Below are 15,268 nucleotides of genomic sequence, written 5' to 3'. Positions count from 1 at the left end.
ACTAGCTCGGTGTGACCGGACGTCACCCTCGGCGGGTGCGCTGGGCGCGCGCGGAGGCATAGAGGCACACCGCCGCGGCGGTAGCGAGATTGAGGCTCTCGGCGCGCCCGTGCAGGGGGACGCGCACCACCGCATCCGCGAGTGCGCGGGTCTCCGCCGGGAGCCCCCACGCCTCGTTGCCGAACACCCAGGCGGTGGGCCCGGCCATGGCGCCGTCGTCCAGTTCCTCGTCGAGGTCCCGCTCCCCCGCGCCGTCGGCGGCCAGCACCCGCACCCCCGCGCCCGACAGTCCGCTCGCCACGTCCTGGACGGGCACTCCGACGGCCACCGGCAGATGGAAGAGCGAGCCGGCCGAGGCGCGCACGGCCTTGGGGTTGTAGATGTCCACGGAGGCGTCCGTCAGCACGACGGCGTCGGCCCCGGCGGCGTCGGCGCAGCGCAGCACGGTCCCCGCGTTGCCCGGGTCGCGCACGTGCGCGAGCACGGCGACCAGCCGGGGGCGGGCCTGGAGGATCTCGGCGAAGGGCCGGTCGACAAAGCCGCACAGCGCGACGATGCCCTGCGGGGTGACGGTGTCCGACATCTCGCCGATCACCTCGTCCGAGGCGGTCAGCACGGGCACCCGCGCGGCGCGGGCCGCGTCCAGGATCTCCGCGTGCCGCCCGGCCGCCTCCGGCGTCACATACACCTCGATCAGGTGCTCCATCGCCTCCCGTACCGCCTGCGGCCCCTCCGCGACGAACCGCCGCTCCTTGCCCCGGAAGCTCCGCTTCCCGAGCTTGCGCGCGGCCACGACACGCGGGGAGCGCGGGGAGGTCAGCTCAGGTGGCATGGGCAGCGCTCGCTCTCTGTAGGGCGGCGAAGCCGCCCGGCTCTACAACAACTCGCCGCCGTGGGGCGCCTCCTGTGCGGAGCACGGGGGCGGGAACCACGACGGCGAGGATCCGGCGAAAGGCCGGATGCACCGGCCGCACAGACGTCCGGCGGCGAGGCCGATGACGCCGGCTGTGCCGACTACGCGGCCTTGGGCGCGTTCACGTCGCTCGGCAGGGCCTTCTGCGCGACCTCGACCAGCGCGGTGAAGGCGGCGGCGTCATTCACTGCCAGCTCGGCCAGCATCTTGCGGTCCACCTCGATGGAGGCGGCCTTCAGACCCTGGATGAAGCGGTTGTAGGTGATGCCGTTCGCGCGGGCGGCGGCGTTGATCCGCTGGATCCACAGCTGCCGGAAGTCGCCCTTGCGGCGCTTGCGGTCGTTGTAGTTGTAGACGTAGGAGTGGGTGACCTGCTCCTTCGCCTTGCGGTACAGGCGCGAGCGCTGACCCCGGTAGCCGCTGGCCTGCTCCAGGATCGCCCGGCGCTTCTTCTGAGCGTTTACTGCCCGCTTGACGCGTGCCACGTGATTACTCCTTGTTGGGGGGCCGGGCCGGCTTGTGCCTGCTCAGCCCGGATCGGTGGGTCCCGGTCTTGCGGGGTCCTACTTGCCGAGAAGCTTCTTGATCTTCTTGGCGTCGGCCGGGGCCGCTTCGGTCTTGCCGGCAAGGCGGCGCGTCAGCGTGGACGACTTGTGCTCGAGAAGGTGGCGGCGACCGGCGCGCTGGCGCATCACCTTGCCCGATCCGGTGATCTTGAAGCGCTTGCGGGCACCACTGTGCGTCTTGTTCTTCGGCATGTCGCCGTTCTCTCCTCGTCGGTGGCGCCTGCGCCGCCACAGGGCATGCGGAAGCGCCATCTGGTTCGTGTGGGATTACCGGGGCGGGTGCCCCGGGGGGCTCACGCCTCGGCAGGCTCCTGCTGTTCGGCGGACTCCTGCTCTTCGGCGAGCTCCTCAGCGGGAGCGGAGTCCTGCTGACGCTCCGCCTTGCGGGCGGCCTGCGCCTCGCGGGCCTCGGCCATGGCCTCGGTCTTCTTCTTGTGCGGACCGAGAACCATGATCATGTTCCGGCCGTCCTGCTTCGGGTTGGACTCGATGAAGCCCAGGTCGGCCACGTCGTCGGCGAGCCGCTGGAGCAGTCGGAAGCCCAACTCGGGGCGGGACTGCTCACGACCGCGGAACATGATCGTGATCTTGACCTTGTCACCCTGCTTGAGGAACCGGACGACGTGACCCTTCTTGGTGTCGTAGTCGTGCGGATCGATCTTCGGCCGGAGCTTCATCTCCTTGATGACCGTGTGCGCCTGGTTCTTGCGCGCTTCACGGGCCTTCATGGCCGACTCGTACTTGAACTTTCCGTAGTCCATGAGCTTGCACACGGGCGGGCGGGCCTGTGCCGCCACCTCGACGAGGTCGAGGTCGTACTCCTGCGCAAGCTCCAGGGCCTTGGCAAGCGGCACGATGCCGACCTGCTCGCCACTGGGACCGACGAGTCGCACCTCGGGGACGCGAATCCGGTCGTTGATGCGGGGCTCGGCGCTGATGGGGCCTCCTCGGGTACACCGCGCGAGCGTCTGGCGGACGGCCGCGCATGATTCTGATAAGTGTGACCACCGTGCCCGGACGCACAAAACGCCCCGGACGGGACACAGGCGGGGCTCCTCACAGACCGGGAGCACCGCCGCGGGTCACCGCGGGGCGCAGCCTGACCGTTGACCCGCGGCCAGGAAAGCCGCCAGGTGGGAGATCGGAGCCTCCACTTGCGGGCTGAGGCCCGTCGCTCGGGACAGTCTTCAGCCGGTCGTACGTCCACCATACCAGGGCCGACGGGAAGCGCGCCCCCCGAAGCCCGCACGTCCGTGCGGACGGGCCTGGGCATAGGGTGATCCGCATGAGCGACGCCGCAGCCGGGCCCTCCGGCCAGACCCCCGACTTCGACAGCATGACCCGCGACATCGCGGATGTGCCGGCGGTCGAGGTGATCACCACCGTAGCGGTGCACCTGATGAGTTCCGCCGCCGTGAACCTCGGGCTGGCCGAGGAGGGCGAGCAGCACCGGGACCTGGACGAGGCCCGCAAGCTGATCCACGCCCTGGCCGGCCTGGTCACGGCGAGCGCGACCGAGATCGGCTCTTACCACGCGGCCCCGCTGCGCGACGGCCTCAAGTCGCTCCAGCTCGCCTTCCGCGAGGCGTCCACCGTTCCGGACGAGCCGGGCCAGGGCCCCGGCGAAAAGTACACCGGACCGGTACACGGCTGAGGCCGCCCGCCCCTGACCGCCGCGCGGCGCGGAAGCACGCGTGGCGGGGGCGCGCGGCGCGCGGGCACGCACTCGTCAGCCCACGTCCGGCTCGGTCGCGGGCATCCTGTTCGGCCGCGGGTGCGTGATCATGTGCACGTACGCCGCGATGCCCGCGCCGACCAGCGGGGCCACGATGAACAGCCACAGCTGGGTGAGCGCGGCGCCGCCCGCGAAGAGGGCGGGGCCGATGCTCCGCGCCGGGTTCACCGAGGTGCCCGTCAGCGGAATGCCGACCAGGTGGGCAGTGGCGAGGGCGATGCCGATGGGCAGCCCGTCGAAGCCGATCACGGCGACCTTGTGGGTCACCGCCAGGACGACGTAGACGAACAGGAACGTCAAGATCAGCTCGGCGACGAAGGCGCCACCAGTGTTGATGTGAACCGCCGAGCGGTCGCCGAAGCCGTTGCTGCCGAACGTCTCGCTCGTCCGAAGACCCGGGACCTGTTTGGCGACCAGGAAGAGCAGCGCGGCCCCCGCGATGCCGCCCACGATCTGCCCGATCCAGTACTTGACCGCCATCTCCAGGTCGATACGCCCGGCCAGCAGCATGCCGAGCGTCACAGCCGGGTTCACATGGGAGCCGGAGATCGGGCCGATGGCGTACGCCAGCGCGAGCATCACGAAACCGAAGGTGAGCGCGATGCCGAGCGTGCCGACGTATTCCGCCGCCAGCACCGCGGCACCGACGCCGAAGAAGACCAGCAGCAGCGTGCCGAGGAACTCGGCGGCCAGCGGCTGGGGCTTGTCTTCCAGGTTCCTGAGCTGTGCCGGGCTCGGCTGGAGCGACTTGACCTGCATGTCGACCTCCCGTGGGGGTCGTAGAGGCTGCCGGGGATCGGTCTGTCCCGGCACTCCTCCCGAGTGTCCGACGGGCCGCCCCGCACCGCACCTCGGGCGGGGTCAACTCCGGTAGAGGGCCCTTTCCGGCAGCGCGCTGCCGGCCGGGAGCAGGGCCAGGTCGAGCCCGCGCACCAGGCGCGCGCGCAGCGCCTCGTCGGCGGCGAGGGCGCCGGCCAGCCGCTGGGCGACGGCGGAGACGTCGGCTCCGGGCGCGAGGGCGAGCGCGAGCGTGCCGTCGGAGGAGTCCCCGCCGGGCGTCAGATGGGCGCCGGTCACTCCCGGCTCGGCCGCGAGCACGGCGCGCAGCGCCTCGGCCACCGCTGGATCGTCGGCGGGGCGTGCCGGGGTGCGGCCCTCGGCCAGCGCGTAGAGGGCGGAGCCGGTCAGCTCGTAGGGCACCGGGTCCGCCACATCGAGGACGACGGTGTCGGCCTGCTCGTGTACCGCGGCCTGGAGCGCCTGGTGGAGCGGGACGGCCACCGGGCGGGCCTCCGGGCGCCAGCGGGCGAGGGCCTCGGTGGAGGTGAAGGCCGGCAGGGCGCGGCGTCCGCCGGGCGCGTTGAGGGTGGGGACGGCCATGTCGCTGGTCTTGTCGCGGCGCAGCCCGTCCTCGCCGGTCTCCGCCTCCGTCAGCACGGCGACGACGGGGACGAGGAGCCGGGCGCCGGGCAGCGCCTGGAGGACTCCCGCCTCGGTGCCGGGCCCGGGGCCCGCCCGCCAGGCGGCGAGCGCTTCGGCGAGCGCGGGGTCGGCGGTGCCGTCGTCGCCGGAGAAGGCCGATGCGGGGATGTTCTTGAGCGCCACACGCTGAGCGTATCCGGTGGGTACCGGCCGCCCGGGAGGTGGTGGCGGCAATGGGCGGCAGCGGAAGGGGAGGCGAGGGAAGAGAGGGGAGGAGGATGGCGGGGACCGGGCATGGACGGGATGGAGGGGCATGGACGGCAGGGACGGGGCGGGGCGGGGCGGGACGGGGAGTTGAGCGCACTGTTGGCGGACGCCCTCGCGCCCGTGCGGAGCCGCTGTGAGGGACGGCCGGCGGTGGCGGTACGGGAGGCGGACACGCCGCGCGCCGCGGTCAGCGGGGACGGGCTGTATGTCGCGGCGAGCGTGATGAAGGTGAACATCCTCGCCGCGCTGCTGCCGGGGCGGCAGGACGAACCATCTGGCCGCGCCCGGGAGTTGACCGTGGCGGGGGAGGTCACAGCTGCTGCCGGCACGGCCGGGGCGGACCCATGGGAGCTGTCCGCGCGGGAGAGCGCGCAGGCCGAAGCCGTGATCGAGCGCAGCGACAACGACGCGGCCAACGCGCTGTGGCGCGCGGCCGGCGGCGCCGAGGGCATCGCGCGGGCCAACCGTCGCCTGGGCCTCACCCGTACCGAGCCGCACCGCTCGGACCGCTGGGGGCTGAGCTGTACGACGGCCGCCGACCAACTCACGCTGCTGGAGGCCGTCTTCGGCCGGGGTGAGGATGCGCCCGGCAGGCTGGCGGACGGCGCGCGCGAGCGGATCCGGGAGCCGATGGGGCGGGCAGTGGGCCCGCAGCGCTGGGGCGTCACCGCCGCCGGGGCCTCCAGGGCGCCGGTCGAGCTGAAGAACGGCTGGCTGCCGCGCACGGCGACGGGCCTGTGGGTGCTCAACAGCGTGGGCCGGGTGACGGCGGTCGGGCGCTCCTGGCTGCTGGCCGTGCTCGGACGGGCACACCACCCGCGAGGGCGGGATCGCGCGGGTGGAGGAGGCCGCGTGTGCCGCCGTCGCCGCGCTCTCGCCGGGAAGCCTCAGCGGCCTCAGTAGCCGCCCGGCGGATGCTGCCCGGGCCTCCGGCTCCGATCCCGCCCCTTGTCCCGCAACCGGGCGGGCACGGAGAGGATCCGCAGCGCGGGATCCCGCAGCGCGTGCGGAAACGGCGGAGTGAAGCCCCGCCAGATGGCGAGCGCCGTACCGATCAGCAGCGCCCCGAGGACGGCGGCGGCCACGGCGAACCACCCGGGCCCGCCGCCGTCCACCGGTCCGGCACCGAAGTAGCCGTGGGAGTACTCGGCGGCGCTGGGCCGCTGCTTGCGCGCGTTGATGTGGGTGCCCATCTCGATGGCGGCCGAGGGGTCCACCACCCCGGTGCCCACCGCGTCGCTGCGCCCGCCCTCGGGGGTGTTCCTGGCCGTGTCGGAGAGCAGTTCCTTGATCTGCGCGGGGCTCAGGTCGGGGTGGGCGGCGCGGATGAGGGCGACGGCGCCGGAGACGAAGGCCGCCGCCGCGCTGGTGCCCCAGCCCTCGTAGTAGGTGCGGTCGGGGTCGGCGATGAGGATGTCCTTGCCGGGCGCGGCGACCGTGGCGTACCAGCGGCGGGTGGAGAAGGCGGCGCGCGCGCCGTAGCGGTCCACGGCGGCGACGGCGATCACCCCGGGGTAGGCGGCCGGGTAGGAGATGTGGTCGCCGTCCTCACCGCCGTTGCCCGCCGAGGCGACGACGACGGAGCCCTTGCGCAGGGCGTAGCGGACGGCGGCGTCCTCGCGGGGTTCGGGGTGGGCGGAGTCGCTGTCGTCCCCGAGTGAGAGGTTGATGACGTCCGCGCCGTGGTCGGCCGCCCAGCGGATGCCGTCGGCGAGTGCGGTGCCCCGGGCGGCGCGGGCCTTCTTGCGCTGCGGGTCCGAGTCCTCCAGCAGGACGCGTACGGGCAGGATCCGGGCCTCGGGGGCGACGCCGAGCACCCCGTCCCTGCCCCGGTAGCCGTGGCCGTGACCGGCGATGATGCCGGCCATGGCGGTGCCGTGCCGGGCCCAGGCGCGGTCGCCTTTCTGGGCGCCCATGCCGAGGAAGTCCTTGCCCTTCTCGACGTTCTTGGACAGGTCGGGGTGGGCGGCATCGACGCCGGTGTCGAGCACCGCGACGGTGATGCCCCGCCCCTTCGTGGTCTTCCACGCGTCCTTCGCCTTGAGGGCTTTGAGGGCCCATTCCTGCGCCTGGATACCCTCGCCCTGGGCGTGCGCCGTACCGGCGGTGGCCGGGGCGAGGACCAGCAGGGCGGTCAGGAAGGCGGTCAGCAAGCGGCCGGTGTGCCCGCGGTTCATCGGCGCTCGTCCTTCTCCTCCGGCGCGGCCTGCCGGTCCTTGTCCGAGGCCGCTCCGCCGTTCTTGTCCGGGGCCTGTCCGCCGTTCTTGTCCTGGGCCCGTCCGCCGTTCTTGTTCGGGGCCGGTTTGCCCTTCGGGCCCCCGTCGGCGCCCTGGTCCGGGCCGTCGCCCGGCTCGGGGCCGTCGCCCGTGGTCTCCTTGCGCAGGCCGCGCTCGACGCGGTCGGCGATGCCTTGCGCGTCGTGGCCGAGCCCGGCCTGTGCCGCCGCGGAGGTCTCGCCCTCGCGGGTCGCGTCGGACGCCGACTGGGGGTCGCTGACCGCGCGCCCGTCCGCGAAGCCGCTGACCGAGTAGACGACGACGGGGACGTCGTCGAGCACATGGACGGTCCAGCTGGCCCGCTGCGCGTCGCCGAAGTCGGCGGCGACGGTGCCGCGTCCGGCGTAGGGGCGGGGCATCAGGTCGCTGCGCTCGGTCAGGTTCTCGGTGGCGAAGCGCTTGCGCAGATCGCGCATGGCCTCGGGACCGGCCTTGGTGAACAGCAGTCCGACGGTGGTGACTCCGCTGGTGGTCTCGTCCGTGTAGGTGGCGCGCACCAGCCGTGCGCAGCCGACCGGTGAGAGGGCCTTGGTCAGCAGCGGGTCGAAGGCGTGGGAGCAGCCGCTGTCGGGGGCGACGGCGACCCGGGTCCAGTTCCGGTCGGCGCCGCCGGGCCCCGCCCCCCGGCCCTTGAGGGTGCGCGGGAAGAGCGTATCGACGGGGACTTGGTGCCAGGCGGCGCGGGCGTCGTCGAACGCCTTGCCGGGGCCGGGGCGTTCGCTGGAGTCCCCCGTCAGCCAGGCTCCGGCGCCCGCGCCGCCGAGCAGCCCGACGCCCAGGACGAGGCAGGCGGCGGCAGCGACCGTACGGGCACCCAGCGGGGAGTGCCCGGGGCGGACGGGCGGACGGGGCGGCGGCGGAACCGCGACCGGAGTGCGGGGCGGCACGGGCGGCGGTGCCGGGTGGTGCGGCGGCCGTATGGAGTCGGCCGGGTGTGGCTGTCCTACGGGCTCCGGCGGGGCGCCCGCGAAGTGGACGCCGGGGCGCTCCCCGTCGCCGGGCGCCCGCGCGGGCGCTGTCACGGGAGTGGGGGCGGCCGGAGCTGCTGTCGCCGCGTCCGCCGTGGCCGGGCGCGCTGTGGCCGCGGGATCCGGCGTGGCCGGGTCCGCCGTGGCCGGGCGGGCGGCCGACCGCGTGGTGCCGGTCCTTCCGGCGGTGCCGCTCTTCCCCGGGGTGCCGACCGCGGCCGAAATGGCGGCTGCTCCCGCGTCGTCGGCCTGGCCGGGAGCGGCGGCGGCCCGTCCTCCGGCCTCTCGCGGGGGGACGGCGGGGGGCGGGGGAAGGTCCTTCGGGCGTGCGGGCAGGCGCGGAGCCGTGAGGGGCTCACCCGTGGGCGGGGCGGGCCGGGGCGGCGAGACAGGCGCCGGGGGGCGGAGCGTACGCGAGCGGTCGCGGGGAGCGGGGACCTGGGCACGCGTGGCCTCGTCCGCCTCCCCTTCCCGGGATGTCGGCATCTGTTCGCTGGGTTCGTCTTCCGGGATCGGCTCTGCCGCCCGCCCGGGTCCCGCCGCGTCGCTGGCGGGGTCCGCGCTCCCCTCGGTACGGGCCGTCGGCGGCGGGGTGGCGGGCTTCGGGGGGACGCTCGGGCGCGGGGGGACAGCGGGGCGGGGCGGGGCGGCGGGCGGCGGGGGGACAGCGGGCTCGTGCGCGGGCTTGCGCGGGATGCCCGCGGGGTCGCCCGACGGCCTGGGCGGGGTGCTGGGAGGCTCGGGGACGTGGGCACGGTCGGCGTCAGTGCTCATCCGCACCCCCTCCCGCGGTGCCACCTCGCACGAATGCCCCTGCGGGGCAGGCGGGTTCGTCATCGGACAATACGCCGCGTGCCATCCCGCTACGGCGTGGCGTCACTCTACGGTGCCCACCGGGCAGGACGGCAACCCGCCCGAGGTGCGCGGACGGAGCCCGCGACGCGGGCCATGACGGCCGTGACGCGGGCCGGGGCGGAGGCCGTTGAGGCTCCCGCGCGGTGAGGACTGTGCCCCGGGGCCGGGCTCTGGCAAGCTGCAAGGGTGTTCGATACGACTGCCGATCTCGCCGCTGACCGCGCCCGGTACGACCGCGCGACCGCCTTCCTGGACGCGCCGCTCGCGCTGGTCGATCTGGCGGCGTTCGACGCCAACGCCGACGACTTGGTACGCCGCGCCGGGGGCAAGACGCTGCGCGTGGCCAGCAAATCGGTGCGCTGCCGCGCCCTGCTGGAACGGGTGTTGGCCAAGGACGGCTTCAGCGGGGTGATGAGCTACACCCTGGCCGAGTCGCTGTGGCTGGCCCGCTCGGGCGTGCGCGATGTGCTGCTGGCCTACCCGTCGGCGGACCGCGCCGGCTACGCGGAGCTGGCCGCCGATCCCAAGCTGGCCGAGGCGGTGACCGTGATGGTCGACGACCTCGCCCAGCTCACCCTGATCGACGCCGCGCGCGAGGGCGGATGTGAGGAGATCCGCGTCTGCCTCGAACTGGACACCTCGCTGTGGCTGTTGGGCGGCCGGGTGCGCGTCGGGGCCCGCCGCTCCCCGCTGCACTCCCCCGCCGACCTGGCCGAACTGGCGCGCGCCGTGGCCCGGCGTCCCGGATTCCGACTGGTGGGCGTCATGGCGTACGAGGGCCATGTGGCGGGCGTGGGTGACGCGGTGCCGGGGGCGCCGCTGCGCTCGCGTGCGGTACGGCTGATGCAGGTGGCGGCGCGGCGCGAGCTGGCGGGGCGGCGGGAAGCCGCTGTGCGGGCGGTGCGCGCGGTGGCCCCCGACCTGGAGTTCGTCAACGGCGGCGGTACCGGCAGCGTGCAGCACACGGCCGCCGAGGACGCTGTCACCGAGATCGCCGCCGGGTCGGGCCTGTATGTCCCGCGACTGTTCGACAACTACACCTCCTTCACCGGCCGTCCCGCCGCGCTGTTCGCGCTGCCCGTGGTGCGCAGGCCCGGGGTCGGCGTGGTGACGGTGCTGGGCGGCGGCTACCCGGCCTCCGGCGTCGCGGGCAGGGACCGGCTGCCGCAACCGTATCTGCCCGCGGGGCTGCGCTACGACCCGCAGGAGGGGCCGGGCGAGGTGCAGACCCCCCTGCTGGGGCAGCCGGCCGACGATCTGCTGATCGGGGACAAGGTGTGGTTCCGCCACGCCAAGGCGGGCGAGCTGTGCGAGCGGTTCGACACCCTCCACCTGGTCGAGGGCTCGCGGGTGACGGCGAACGTGCCGACCTACCGGGGCGAGGGCATGACCTTCCTGTGAGGCCCGGGCCCCGGTCCCGGCCGCCCCAAGACGGCGCCAAGTCCGCCTCCGGCGGCGGGACTCAGACGGCTTCCCCACTGCCGGAGTCCCCGCCGCCCAGCTCCGTCTTGACCAGGCCCGTGCGCAGCGCGTCCAGATCGGCGGGCGGCGGGGCGTCGTCCGCGACATCGACGCTGCTCCAGAGCGTGAGGAGTTCCTCGGGCAGATGCGGGGAGCGGAAGACGACGGACTCGACGTAGGCGTCGGGGCCCTTCTCGTTGTCGATGCGCCAGCGGACGCGGTATCCGGACTGGCCCATGACGGTGACGGCGCCCTTCTCCGTCACCTTGTGCGAGGTGATGCCCCCGTACGCCTTCTTCGCGTAGGACTCCTCGGCGTTCTTGGCCACTTGGAGTCCGGCCGCTTCCTTGAGTGCCTTCTCGCCGTCCCAGCCGCTGGAGACCGGCAGGACGCTGGCGCCGCCGCGTACGCACTCCTGGGACTGGGGCTTCGGGCACGCGTAGGAAGTCTTGCTGCTGACGAAGGCGGAGTCGGGGTGGGGTTGTTCCCACCCGTCCAGGACGGGCATGCCGACGCCGGCCCGGGGGTCGCCGACGACCCCGCCGGTACCGGGTGCGGGCGACTCCTCCCCGGAGGGACCGCCGTCGCCCTCGTCGCCGGGCTTCTCCGGGGAGGACGGCGAGGGCTTCGAACCGGCTTCGGGGCCGCCGCCGTCGGCGTCGTCGTCGGAGCCGCCGACGAGGAGGACGCCCGCGAGGGCGAGCGCCGCCACGAGGACGACCGCGCCCACGATCCCCGCGATGAGCGGCCCGCGCCCGGCGCCGCCACCCGGAGGGGATGGCGGCGCCGGGGGTATGCCCGTGCCGGGGCGGGTGTGCGCGCTCCATGTGGTGCCGTCCCACCAGCGTTCCTGGGGCGGGAGTTGGGGTGTCTGTCCCGGATCGGGGTACCAGCCGGGCGGCGTCGTCATGCTCACGCACGCACCTTATGGGCAACACCTGTGCGGCAGACAGGGGGGCCGGTGGAGCGTGCGTCAGACAGTGCCGCGAGCCCGGCCCCCGGCACTCCCGCCGCCCGTGCCGGAGGTGACGCCCGCCGCGCTCTTGCCGGATGCCGTGTCCTCCTGGTCCGGGATGACGGTGCCATCGCTTCGGCGGACCGGGCCGAGGCTGCCGTCGGGGCGGATGTAGCCCTTGGTGGCGCACGGGTAGGGTGCGCTCTTGCGCGGCAGGGGCTCGATGAACATCGGGTTCACCGCCCAGCGGCCGTCGGCGTCGTCGTAGCCCCGGCACATGATCTCGGGCTTGTTGCGGTTGAGTACGAGGTGGGTGCCCGTCGCGTCTCCGACGAAGGTCACATCGGTGTCCGCGTCGCCGCCGCCGATCGCGATACGGTGCCGCCGGTCCTGCTTCTGCCAGGCCCTGGCGCCCTTGATGCCGAAGATCTCCTGGTTGATGACGCAGCGCTTGCCGTCGATGTACGGGATCGCCTCGCCCTGGCCCGCCGGTACGTCGCCGCAGCCCTCCGTCGAGGTGGTGATCCGGCCGTGCCTGACGACGCTGCGGATGGCGAGGGTGTGCGCGCGGTCGATGCCGACGCCGCTCGCCCACTCCTCGGCCACCGGTTCCGAGCCGGCCGAGACGATGTAGACGTCGAACCCGGCCTTCTGGAGGGTGCGGATGAGATCCTTCTGCTGGTCGTAGTAGCGGCTGTAGCCGGGCACGGTGTGGGTGCCGACCTTCTGCTCGCTGCCGATCGGGGCCGCCAGCGCCTCGTCGCGGGCCGCCCGTGCGTAGGAGCGCAGCTCGGCGACCGTATGCCCGGCGAACAGCTGCGGTACCCAGGCGTATTCGGGCACGGTACGGCGGTGGTTCCACTTCCCGGCGAACGCCGCCTCGCCGCCCATTGTCTCGGCCTCGCCGCGCACCTGGAGGATCTCGTCGGCGCAGTCGGTGTCGGTCGAGGTGGGCAGCGGGCGGCCGACGGGGACGCTGGTGCCGCACGCCTTCGTCAGCGCGCGGTCCGCGGCGGGGGTCAGCCATGTGCTGGTGGCCGCCCAGCTCTTGGGCCGCAGGATCTTGTCGTGCTGGAGGGCCCAGGCGATGGTGGCGTCGGTCGAGTCGTTCTTGACGATGGTGTTGTCCCAGTCGAACGCGGCGACCGGGCGGTGCTTGCCGCCCCGCCAGTGCGGGGAGCAGGTGCCGCGCTCGTCGATGGTGCGCTGGAGCTTGGCGCGGTTGGCGCCGTACCAGGGCAGCTTCTCGGACAGCTGCGGGCAGTGGTGAGGGCCGCCACCGCGCTGGTGCGCGTCGGCTTGGGCGGGGGCGGCGGTGAGGGTCGCGGCGAGGGCCGCGGCCACGGTGAGACCGGTCAGGACGGATCTGCTGCGCATGTGGCGCCCCTCCTGGGTTGTCGACATTGACCGTGTGCACCGTACATCCATAGGACAACCGGACCTGGCCCTGCTGTCCCGACGGCCCCCTGCTCGCCCCCGCTCGCCGGACGCTCCCCGGCGCGACGCCGGGCACGGGAGCGCCCTACACGGGCGTCACATACGCCCCGGCGATGCCCCCGTCCACCAGGAACTCGGCGGCGTTCACGAACGACGCGTCGTCGCTGGCGAGAAACGCGACCGCCGCCGCGATCTCCTCCGGCTCGGCGAACCGCCCCACCGGCACGTGGACCAGGCGCCGCTGGGTGCGCTCGGGGTCCTTGGCGAAGAGTTCCTTCAGGAGCGGTGTGTTCACCGGACCGGGGCACAGCGCATTCACCCGGATGCCTTCGCGGGCGAACTGGACGCCCAGTTCGCGGGACATCGCCAGCACCCCTCCCTTGGAGGCCGTGTAGCTGATCTGGGAGGTGGCGGCGCCCATGACGGCGACGAACGACGCGGTGTTGATGATGGAGCCGCGCCCCTGCGCGCGCATGTAGGGCAGCGCGGCCTTGCAGCACAGGTAGACGGAGGTGAGGTTGACCTGCTGGACACGCTGCCAGGCAGCCAGCTCCGTCTCCAGGATGGAGTCGTCGTCGGGGGGCGAGATACCCGCGTTGTTGAAGGCGACATCGACCGAGCCGTAGGTGTCGTGTGCGGCGCGGAAGAGGGCCTGGACGCCGTCGGGGTCGGTGACGTCCACCTGGACGAAGAGGCCGTCGGTGGCCTCGGCGGCGGCCTTGCCGCTGACCGCGTCCACATCCGCGCACACCACGTGCGCGCCCTCGGCGGCCAGCCGCCGGGCTGTCGCGAGGCCGATGCCGCTGCCCGCTCCGGTGATGACGGCTGTGCGGCCGACGAGGCGCCGGCAGACCGGGGCGGTCGAGTCGGCCGGGGCTGCCGGGTCGGTCGGGACTGCCGGTGAGGCCGTGGAGGCTGGACCGGCCTGGGCGGCCGGGGCGGTGCCGCCGGCTTCGCTGTCGCTCACGTGCTCTCCTCCGTGCTGATGAAGACGTTCTTGGTCTCGGTGAAGGCGGCCAGCGCGCCGGGGCCCAGCTCGCGGCCGAGCCCCGATTGCTTGTAGCCCCCGAAGGGCGTCGAATAGCGCACGCTGCTGTGCGAGTTGACGGACAGGTTCCCGGCGGCGACGGCGCGCGCGACGCGCAGGGCGCGGGCCCCGTCGCGGGTCCACAGGGAGCCGGAGAGGCCGTAGGGGGTGTCGTTGGCCAGGCGTACGGCCTCCTCCTCGTCCTCGAACGGGATCACGACGGCTACCGGGCCGAAGATCTCCTCCACCGCCGTCCGCTCGCCCGGCGCGGCCTCCAGCACGGTGGCCGGGTACCAGTAGCCGGGGCCGTCGGGGGCCTGCCCGCGGATGAGCGCGGGGGCGTCCTCGGGTACGTAGGAGCGGACGCGCTCGCGCTGGCGGGCGGAGATCAGGGGCCCTATGCCGGTGCCCTCGTCTGCCGGGTCGCCGACGGTGCAGGCCAGCACGGCCGGCTCCAGCAGCGCCAGGAAGCGGTCGTAGACGGAGCGCTGGATGAGGATACGGCTGCGGGCACAGCAGTCCTGGCCCGTGTTGTCGAGGAAGGAGCCGGGGGCCGAGGCTGCGGCGCGCTCCAGGTCGGCATCGGCGAAGACGATGTTGGGGCTCTTGCCGCCGAGTTCGAGGGTCACGCGCTTCACGCTCGCGGCGCACTGGGCCATGATGCGCTTGCCGATGGCGGTGGAGCCGGTGAAGACGACCTTGGCGACGCGCGGGTGCTCGACGAGCGCGTGGCCGGTGACCGGGCCCTCCCCCGGCAGCACCTGGAAGAGGCCCTCGGGCAACCCGGCCGCCAGGCCCAGTTCGGCCAGCCGCAACGCGGTCAGCGGGGTGGTCTCGGCCGGTTTGAGGAGGACGGCGTTGCCGGCTGCCAGCGCCGGCGCGGTGCCCCAGGCGGCGATCGGCATCGGGAAGTTCCAGGGCGCGATGACGGCGACGACACCCAGCGGCTCGGCGAAGGTGAGGTTCACTCCGCCCGCGACCGGGATCTGACTTCCCGTCAGCCTCTCGACCCCGCCCGCCGCGTATTCCAGCAGGTCCCGTACGTTGCCGGCCTCCCAGCGTGCGTTGCCGACCGGGTGGCCCGCCTCGCGGACCTCGGCCTGCGCGAGTTCCTCGGTGTGCGCATCGACGAGCGCGGCGAAGCGGCGCAGGAGCCGGGCACGGTCGGCGGGGGCGAGCGCCGCCCAGACGGCCTGCGCCCCGGCGGCGCGGGCGACCGCGCGGTCCACCTCTTCGGGTGTGGTGGCGGGGACGCTGGTGATCAGCTCTTCGGTCGCCGGGTTGACGATGTCGAGCGTGTCCGCCGGTGTCCCGCGCCGCTCCCTCCCGTATCCCTGCGCGTTCCCGCACCCCTGCGCATTCCCGTGTCCGTGCTCGTGCTCGTGC

The 15,268-nt window shown here is 73.9% G+C and carries 15 protein-coding genes; 3 read left to right on the top strand and 12 right to left on the bottom strand.

The window, feature by feature from the left end:
* Positions 1–22 precede the first annotated feature (22 nt).
* The 4 genes from ABD339_RS01080 to infC all read right to left on the bottom strand — a co-directional run bounded on the left by ABD339_RS01080 (position 23) and on the right by infC (position 2,417).
* Positions 23–832 carry a TrmH family RNA methyltransferase gene (locus ABD339_RS01080; RefSeq protein WP_344561142.1) on the bottom strand — a complete coding sequence of 270 codons (810 nt, stop codon included), beginning with the start codon at positions 830–832 and terminating at the stop codon, positions 23–25.
* 182 nt (positions 833–1,014) lie between these two features.
* A complete protein-coding gene (gene rplT, locus ABD339_RS01075) occupies positions 1,015–1,398 on the bottom strand; it encodes a 50S ribosomal protein L20 (RefSeq protein ID WP_099878845.1) in 384 nt (127 codons plus the stop codon).
* Positions 1,399–1,476: 78 nt separating this feature from the next.
* Positions 1,477–1,671, bottom strand: a complete 195-nt coding sequence (gene rpmI, locus ABD339_RS01070; RefSeq protein ID WP_344561138.1) for a 50S ribosomal protein L35 — start codon at positions 1,669–1,671, stop codon at positions 1,477–1,479.
* A gap of 101 nt (positions 1,672–1,772) precedes the next feature.
* Positions 1,773–2,417, bottom strand: a complete 645-nt coding sequence (infC, locus tag ABD339_RS01065; protein WP_344561587.1) for a translation initiation factor IF-3 — start codon at positions 2,415–2,417, stop codon at positions 1,773–1,775.
* Between the two features lie 347 nt (positions 2,418–2,764).
* On the opposite strand from infC, the gene ABD339_RS01060 reads away from it, so the two are divergent.
* Positions 2,765–3,133: a DUF1844 domain-containing protein gene (locus ABD339_RS01060; protein ID WP_344561136.1), complete on the top strand. Its 369-nt coding sequence runs from the start codon at positions 2,765–2,767 to the stop codon at positions 3,131–3,133.
* 75 nt (positions 3,134–3,208) lie between these two features.
* Here the strand turns inward: ABD339_RS01060 and ABD339_RS01055 are convergent, their stop codons facing one another.
* Together ABD339_RS01055 and ABD339_RS01050 are read right to left on the bottom strand one after the other, a co-directional pair.
* Positions 3,209–3,973: an MIP family channel protein gene (locus ABD339_RS01055; RefSeq protein ID WP_344561134.1), complete on the bottom strand. Its 765-nt coding sequence runs from the start codon at positions 3,971–3,973 to the stop codon at positions 3,209–3,211.
* Positions 3,974–4,075: 102 nt separating this feature from the next.
* Positions 4,076–4,819, bottom strand: coding sequence for an SseB family protein (locus tag ABD339_RS01050; RefSeq protein ID WP_344561132.1), 744 nt, complete (start codon positions 4,817–4,819; stop codon positions 4,076–4,078).
* Positions 4,820–4,930: 111 nt separating this feature from the next.
* On the opposite strand from ABD339_RS01050, the gene ABD339_RS01045 reads away from it, so the two are divergent.
* The gene (locus tag ABD339_RS01045) at positions 4,931–5,806 is read left to right on the top strand and encodes a serine hydrolase (RefSeq protein ID WP_344561130.1); all 876 of its coding nucleotides are present in this window, start codon (positions 4,931–4,933) and stop codon (positions 5,804–5,806) included.
* Here the strand turns inward: ABD339_RS01045 and mycP are convergent.
* Together mycP and ABD339_RS01035 are read right to left on the bottom strand one after the other, a co-directional pair.
* Positions 5,800–7,080, bottom strand: coding sequence for a type VII secretion-associated serine protease mycosin (gene mycP, locus ABD339_RS01040; RefSeq protein WP_344561128.1), 1,281 nt, complete (start codon positions 7,078–7,080; stop codon positions 5,800–5,802). The two genes, ABD339_RS01045 and mycP, sit on opposite strands and share 7 nt — an antisense overlap.
* Positions 7,077–8,201 carry a hypothetical protein gene (locus ABD339_RS01035; protein WP_344561126.1) on the bottom strand — a complete coding sequence of 375 codons (1,125 nt, stop codon included), beginning with the start codon at positions 8,199–8,201 and terminating at the stop codon, positions 7,077–7,079. Before ABD339_RS01035 ends, mycP begins: the two co-directional genes overlap by 4 nt.
* 987 nt (positions 8,202–9,188) lie before the next feature.
* Here ABD339_RS01035 and ABD339_RS01030 point away from each other — a divergent pair.
* Entirely contained in the window at positions 9,189–10,403 is a 1,215-nt protein-coding gene (locus tag ABD339_RS01030; RefSeq protein ID WP_344561124.1) for an amino acid deaminase/aldolase, read from the top strand.
* Positions 10,404–10,464: 61 nt separating this feature from the next.
* Here ABD339_RS01030 and ABD339_RS01025 read toward each other — a convergent pair whose 3' ends face one another.
* The 4 genes from ABD339_RS01025 to ABD339_RS01010 all read right to left on the bottom strand — a co-directional run bounded on the left by ABD339_RS01025 (position 10,465) and on the right by ABD339_RS01010 (position 15,171).
* Positions 10,465–11,373, bottom strand: coding sequence for a DUF2510 domain-containing protein (locus ABD339_RS01025; RefSeq protein WP_344561585.1), 909 nt, complete (start codon positions 11,371–11,373; stop codon positions 10,465–10,467).
* A gap of 63 nt (positions 11,374–11,436) precedes the next feature.
* On the bottom strand, positions 11,437–12,795 hold the full coding sequence (locus ABD339_RS01020; RefSeq protein WP_344561122.1) for a haloacid dehalogenase-like hydrolase: 1,359 nt from the start codon (positions 12,793–12,795) through the stop codon (positions 11,437–11,439).
* Positions 12,796–12,940: 145 nt separating this feature from the next.
* Positions 12,941–13,822, bottom strand: a complete 882-nt coding sequence (locus ABD339_RS01015) for a 3-oxoacyl-ACP reductase (RefSeq protein ID WP_344561120.1) — start codon at positions 13,820–13,822, stop codon at positions 12,941–12,943.
* Positions 13,819–15,171 carry an aldehyde dehydrogenase family protein gene (locus ABD339_RS01010; protein ID WP_344561584.1) on the bottom strand — a complete coding sequence of 451 codons (1,353 nt, stop codon included), beginning with the start codon at positions 15,169–15,171 and terminating at the stop codon, positions 13,819–13,821. Before ABD339_RS01010 ends, ABD339_RS01015 begins: the two co-directional genes overlap by 4 nt.
* Between the last annotated feature and the right edge of the window lie 97 nt (positions 15,172–15,268).

Source organism: Streptomyces axinellae (assembly GCF_039532135.1).
Classification (GTDB): Bacteria; Actinomycetota; Actinomycetes; order Streptomycetales; family Streptomycetaceae; genus Streptomyces; species Streptomyces axinellae.
The sequence above is the reverse complement of the archived record's forward strand: the minus strand, read 5'-3'. Positions and strand labels throughout refer to the sequence as shown.

What these genes read in the sequence shown, in the direction of transcription:
- ABD339_RS01080 (WP_344561142.1), bottom strand. Translation starts at nt 832, where the DNA reads ATGCCACCTGAGCTGACCTCCCCGCGCTCCCCGCGTGTCGTGGCCGCG.
- rpmI (WP_344561138.1), bottom strand. Translation starts at nt 1,671, where the DNA reads ATGCCGAAGAACAAGACGCACAGTGGTGCCCGCAAGCGCTTCAAGATC.
- ABD339_RS01060 (WP_344561136.1), top strand. Translation starts at nt 2,765, where the DNA reads ATGAGCGACGCCGCAGCCGGGCCCTCCGGCCAGACCCCCGACTTCGAC.
- ABD339_RS01055 (WP_344561134.1), bottom strand. Translation starts at nt 3,973, where the DNA reads ATGCAGGTCAAGTCGCTCCAGCCGAGCCCGGCACAGCTCAGGAACCTG.
- ABD339_RS01045 (WP_344561130.1), top strand. Translation starts at nt 4,931, where the DNA reads ATGGACGGGATGGAGGGGCATGGACGGCAGGGACGGGGCGGGGCGGGG.
- mycP (WP_344561128.1), bottom strand. Translation starts at nt 7,080, where the DNA reads ATGAACCGCGGGCACACCGGCCGCTTGCTGACCGCCTTCCTGACCGCC.
- ABD339_RS01025 (WP_344561585.1), bottom strand. Translation starts at nt 11,373, where the DNA reads ATGACGACGCCGCCCGGCTGGTACCCCGATCCGGGACAGACACCCCAA.
- ABD339_RS01020 (WP_344561122.1), bottom strand. Translation starts at nt 12,795, where the DNA reads ATGCGCAGCAGATCCGTCCTGACCGGTCTCACCGTGGCCGCGGCCCTC.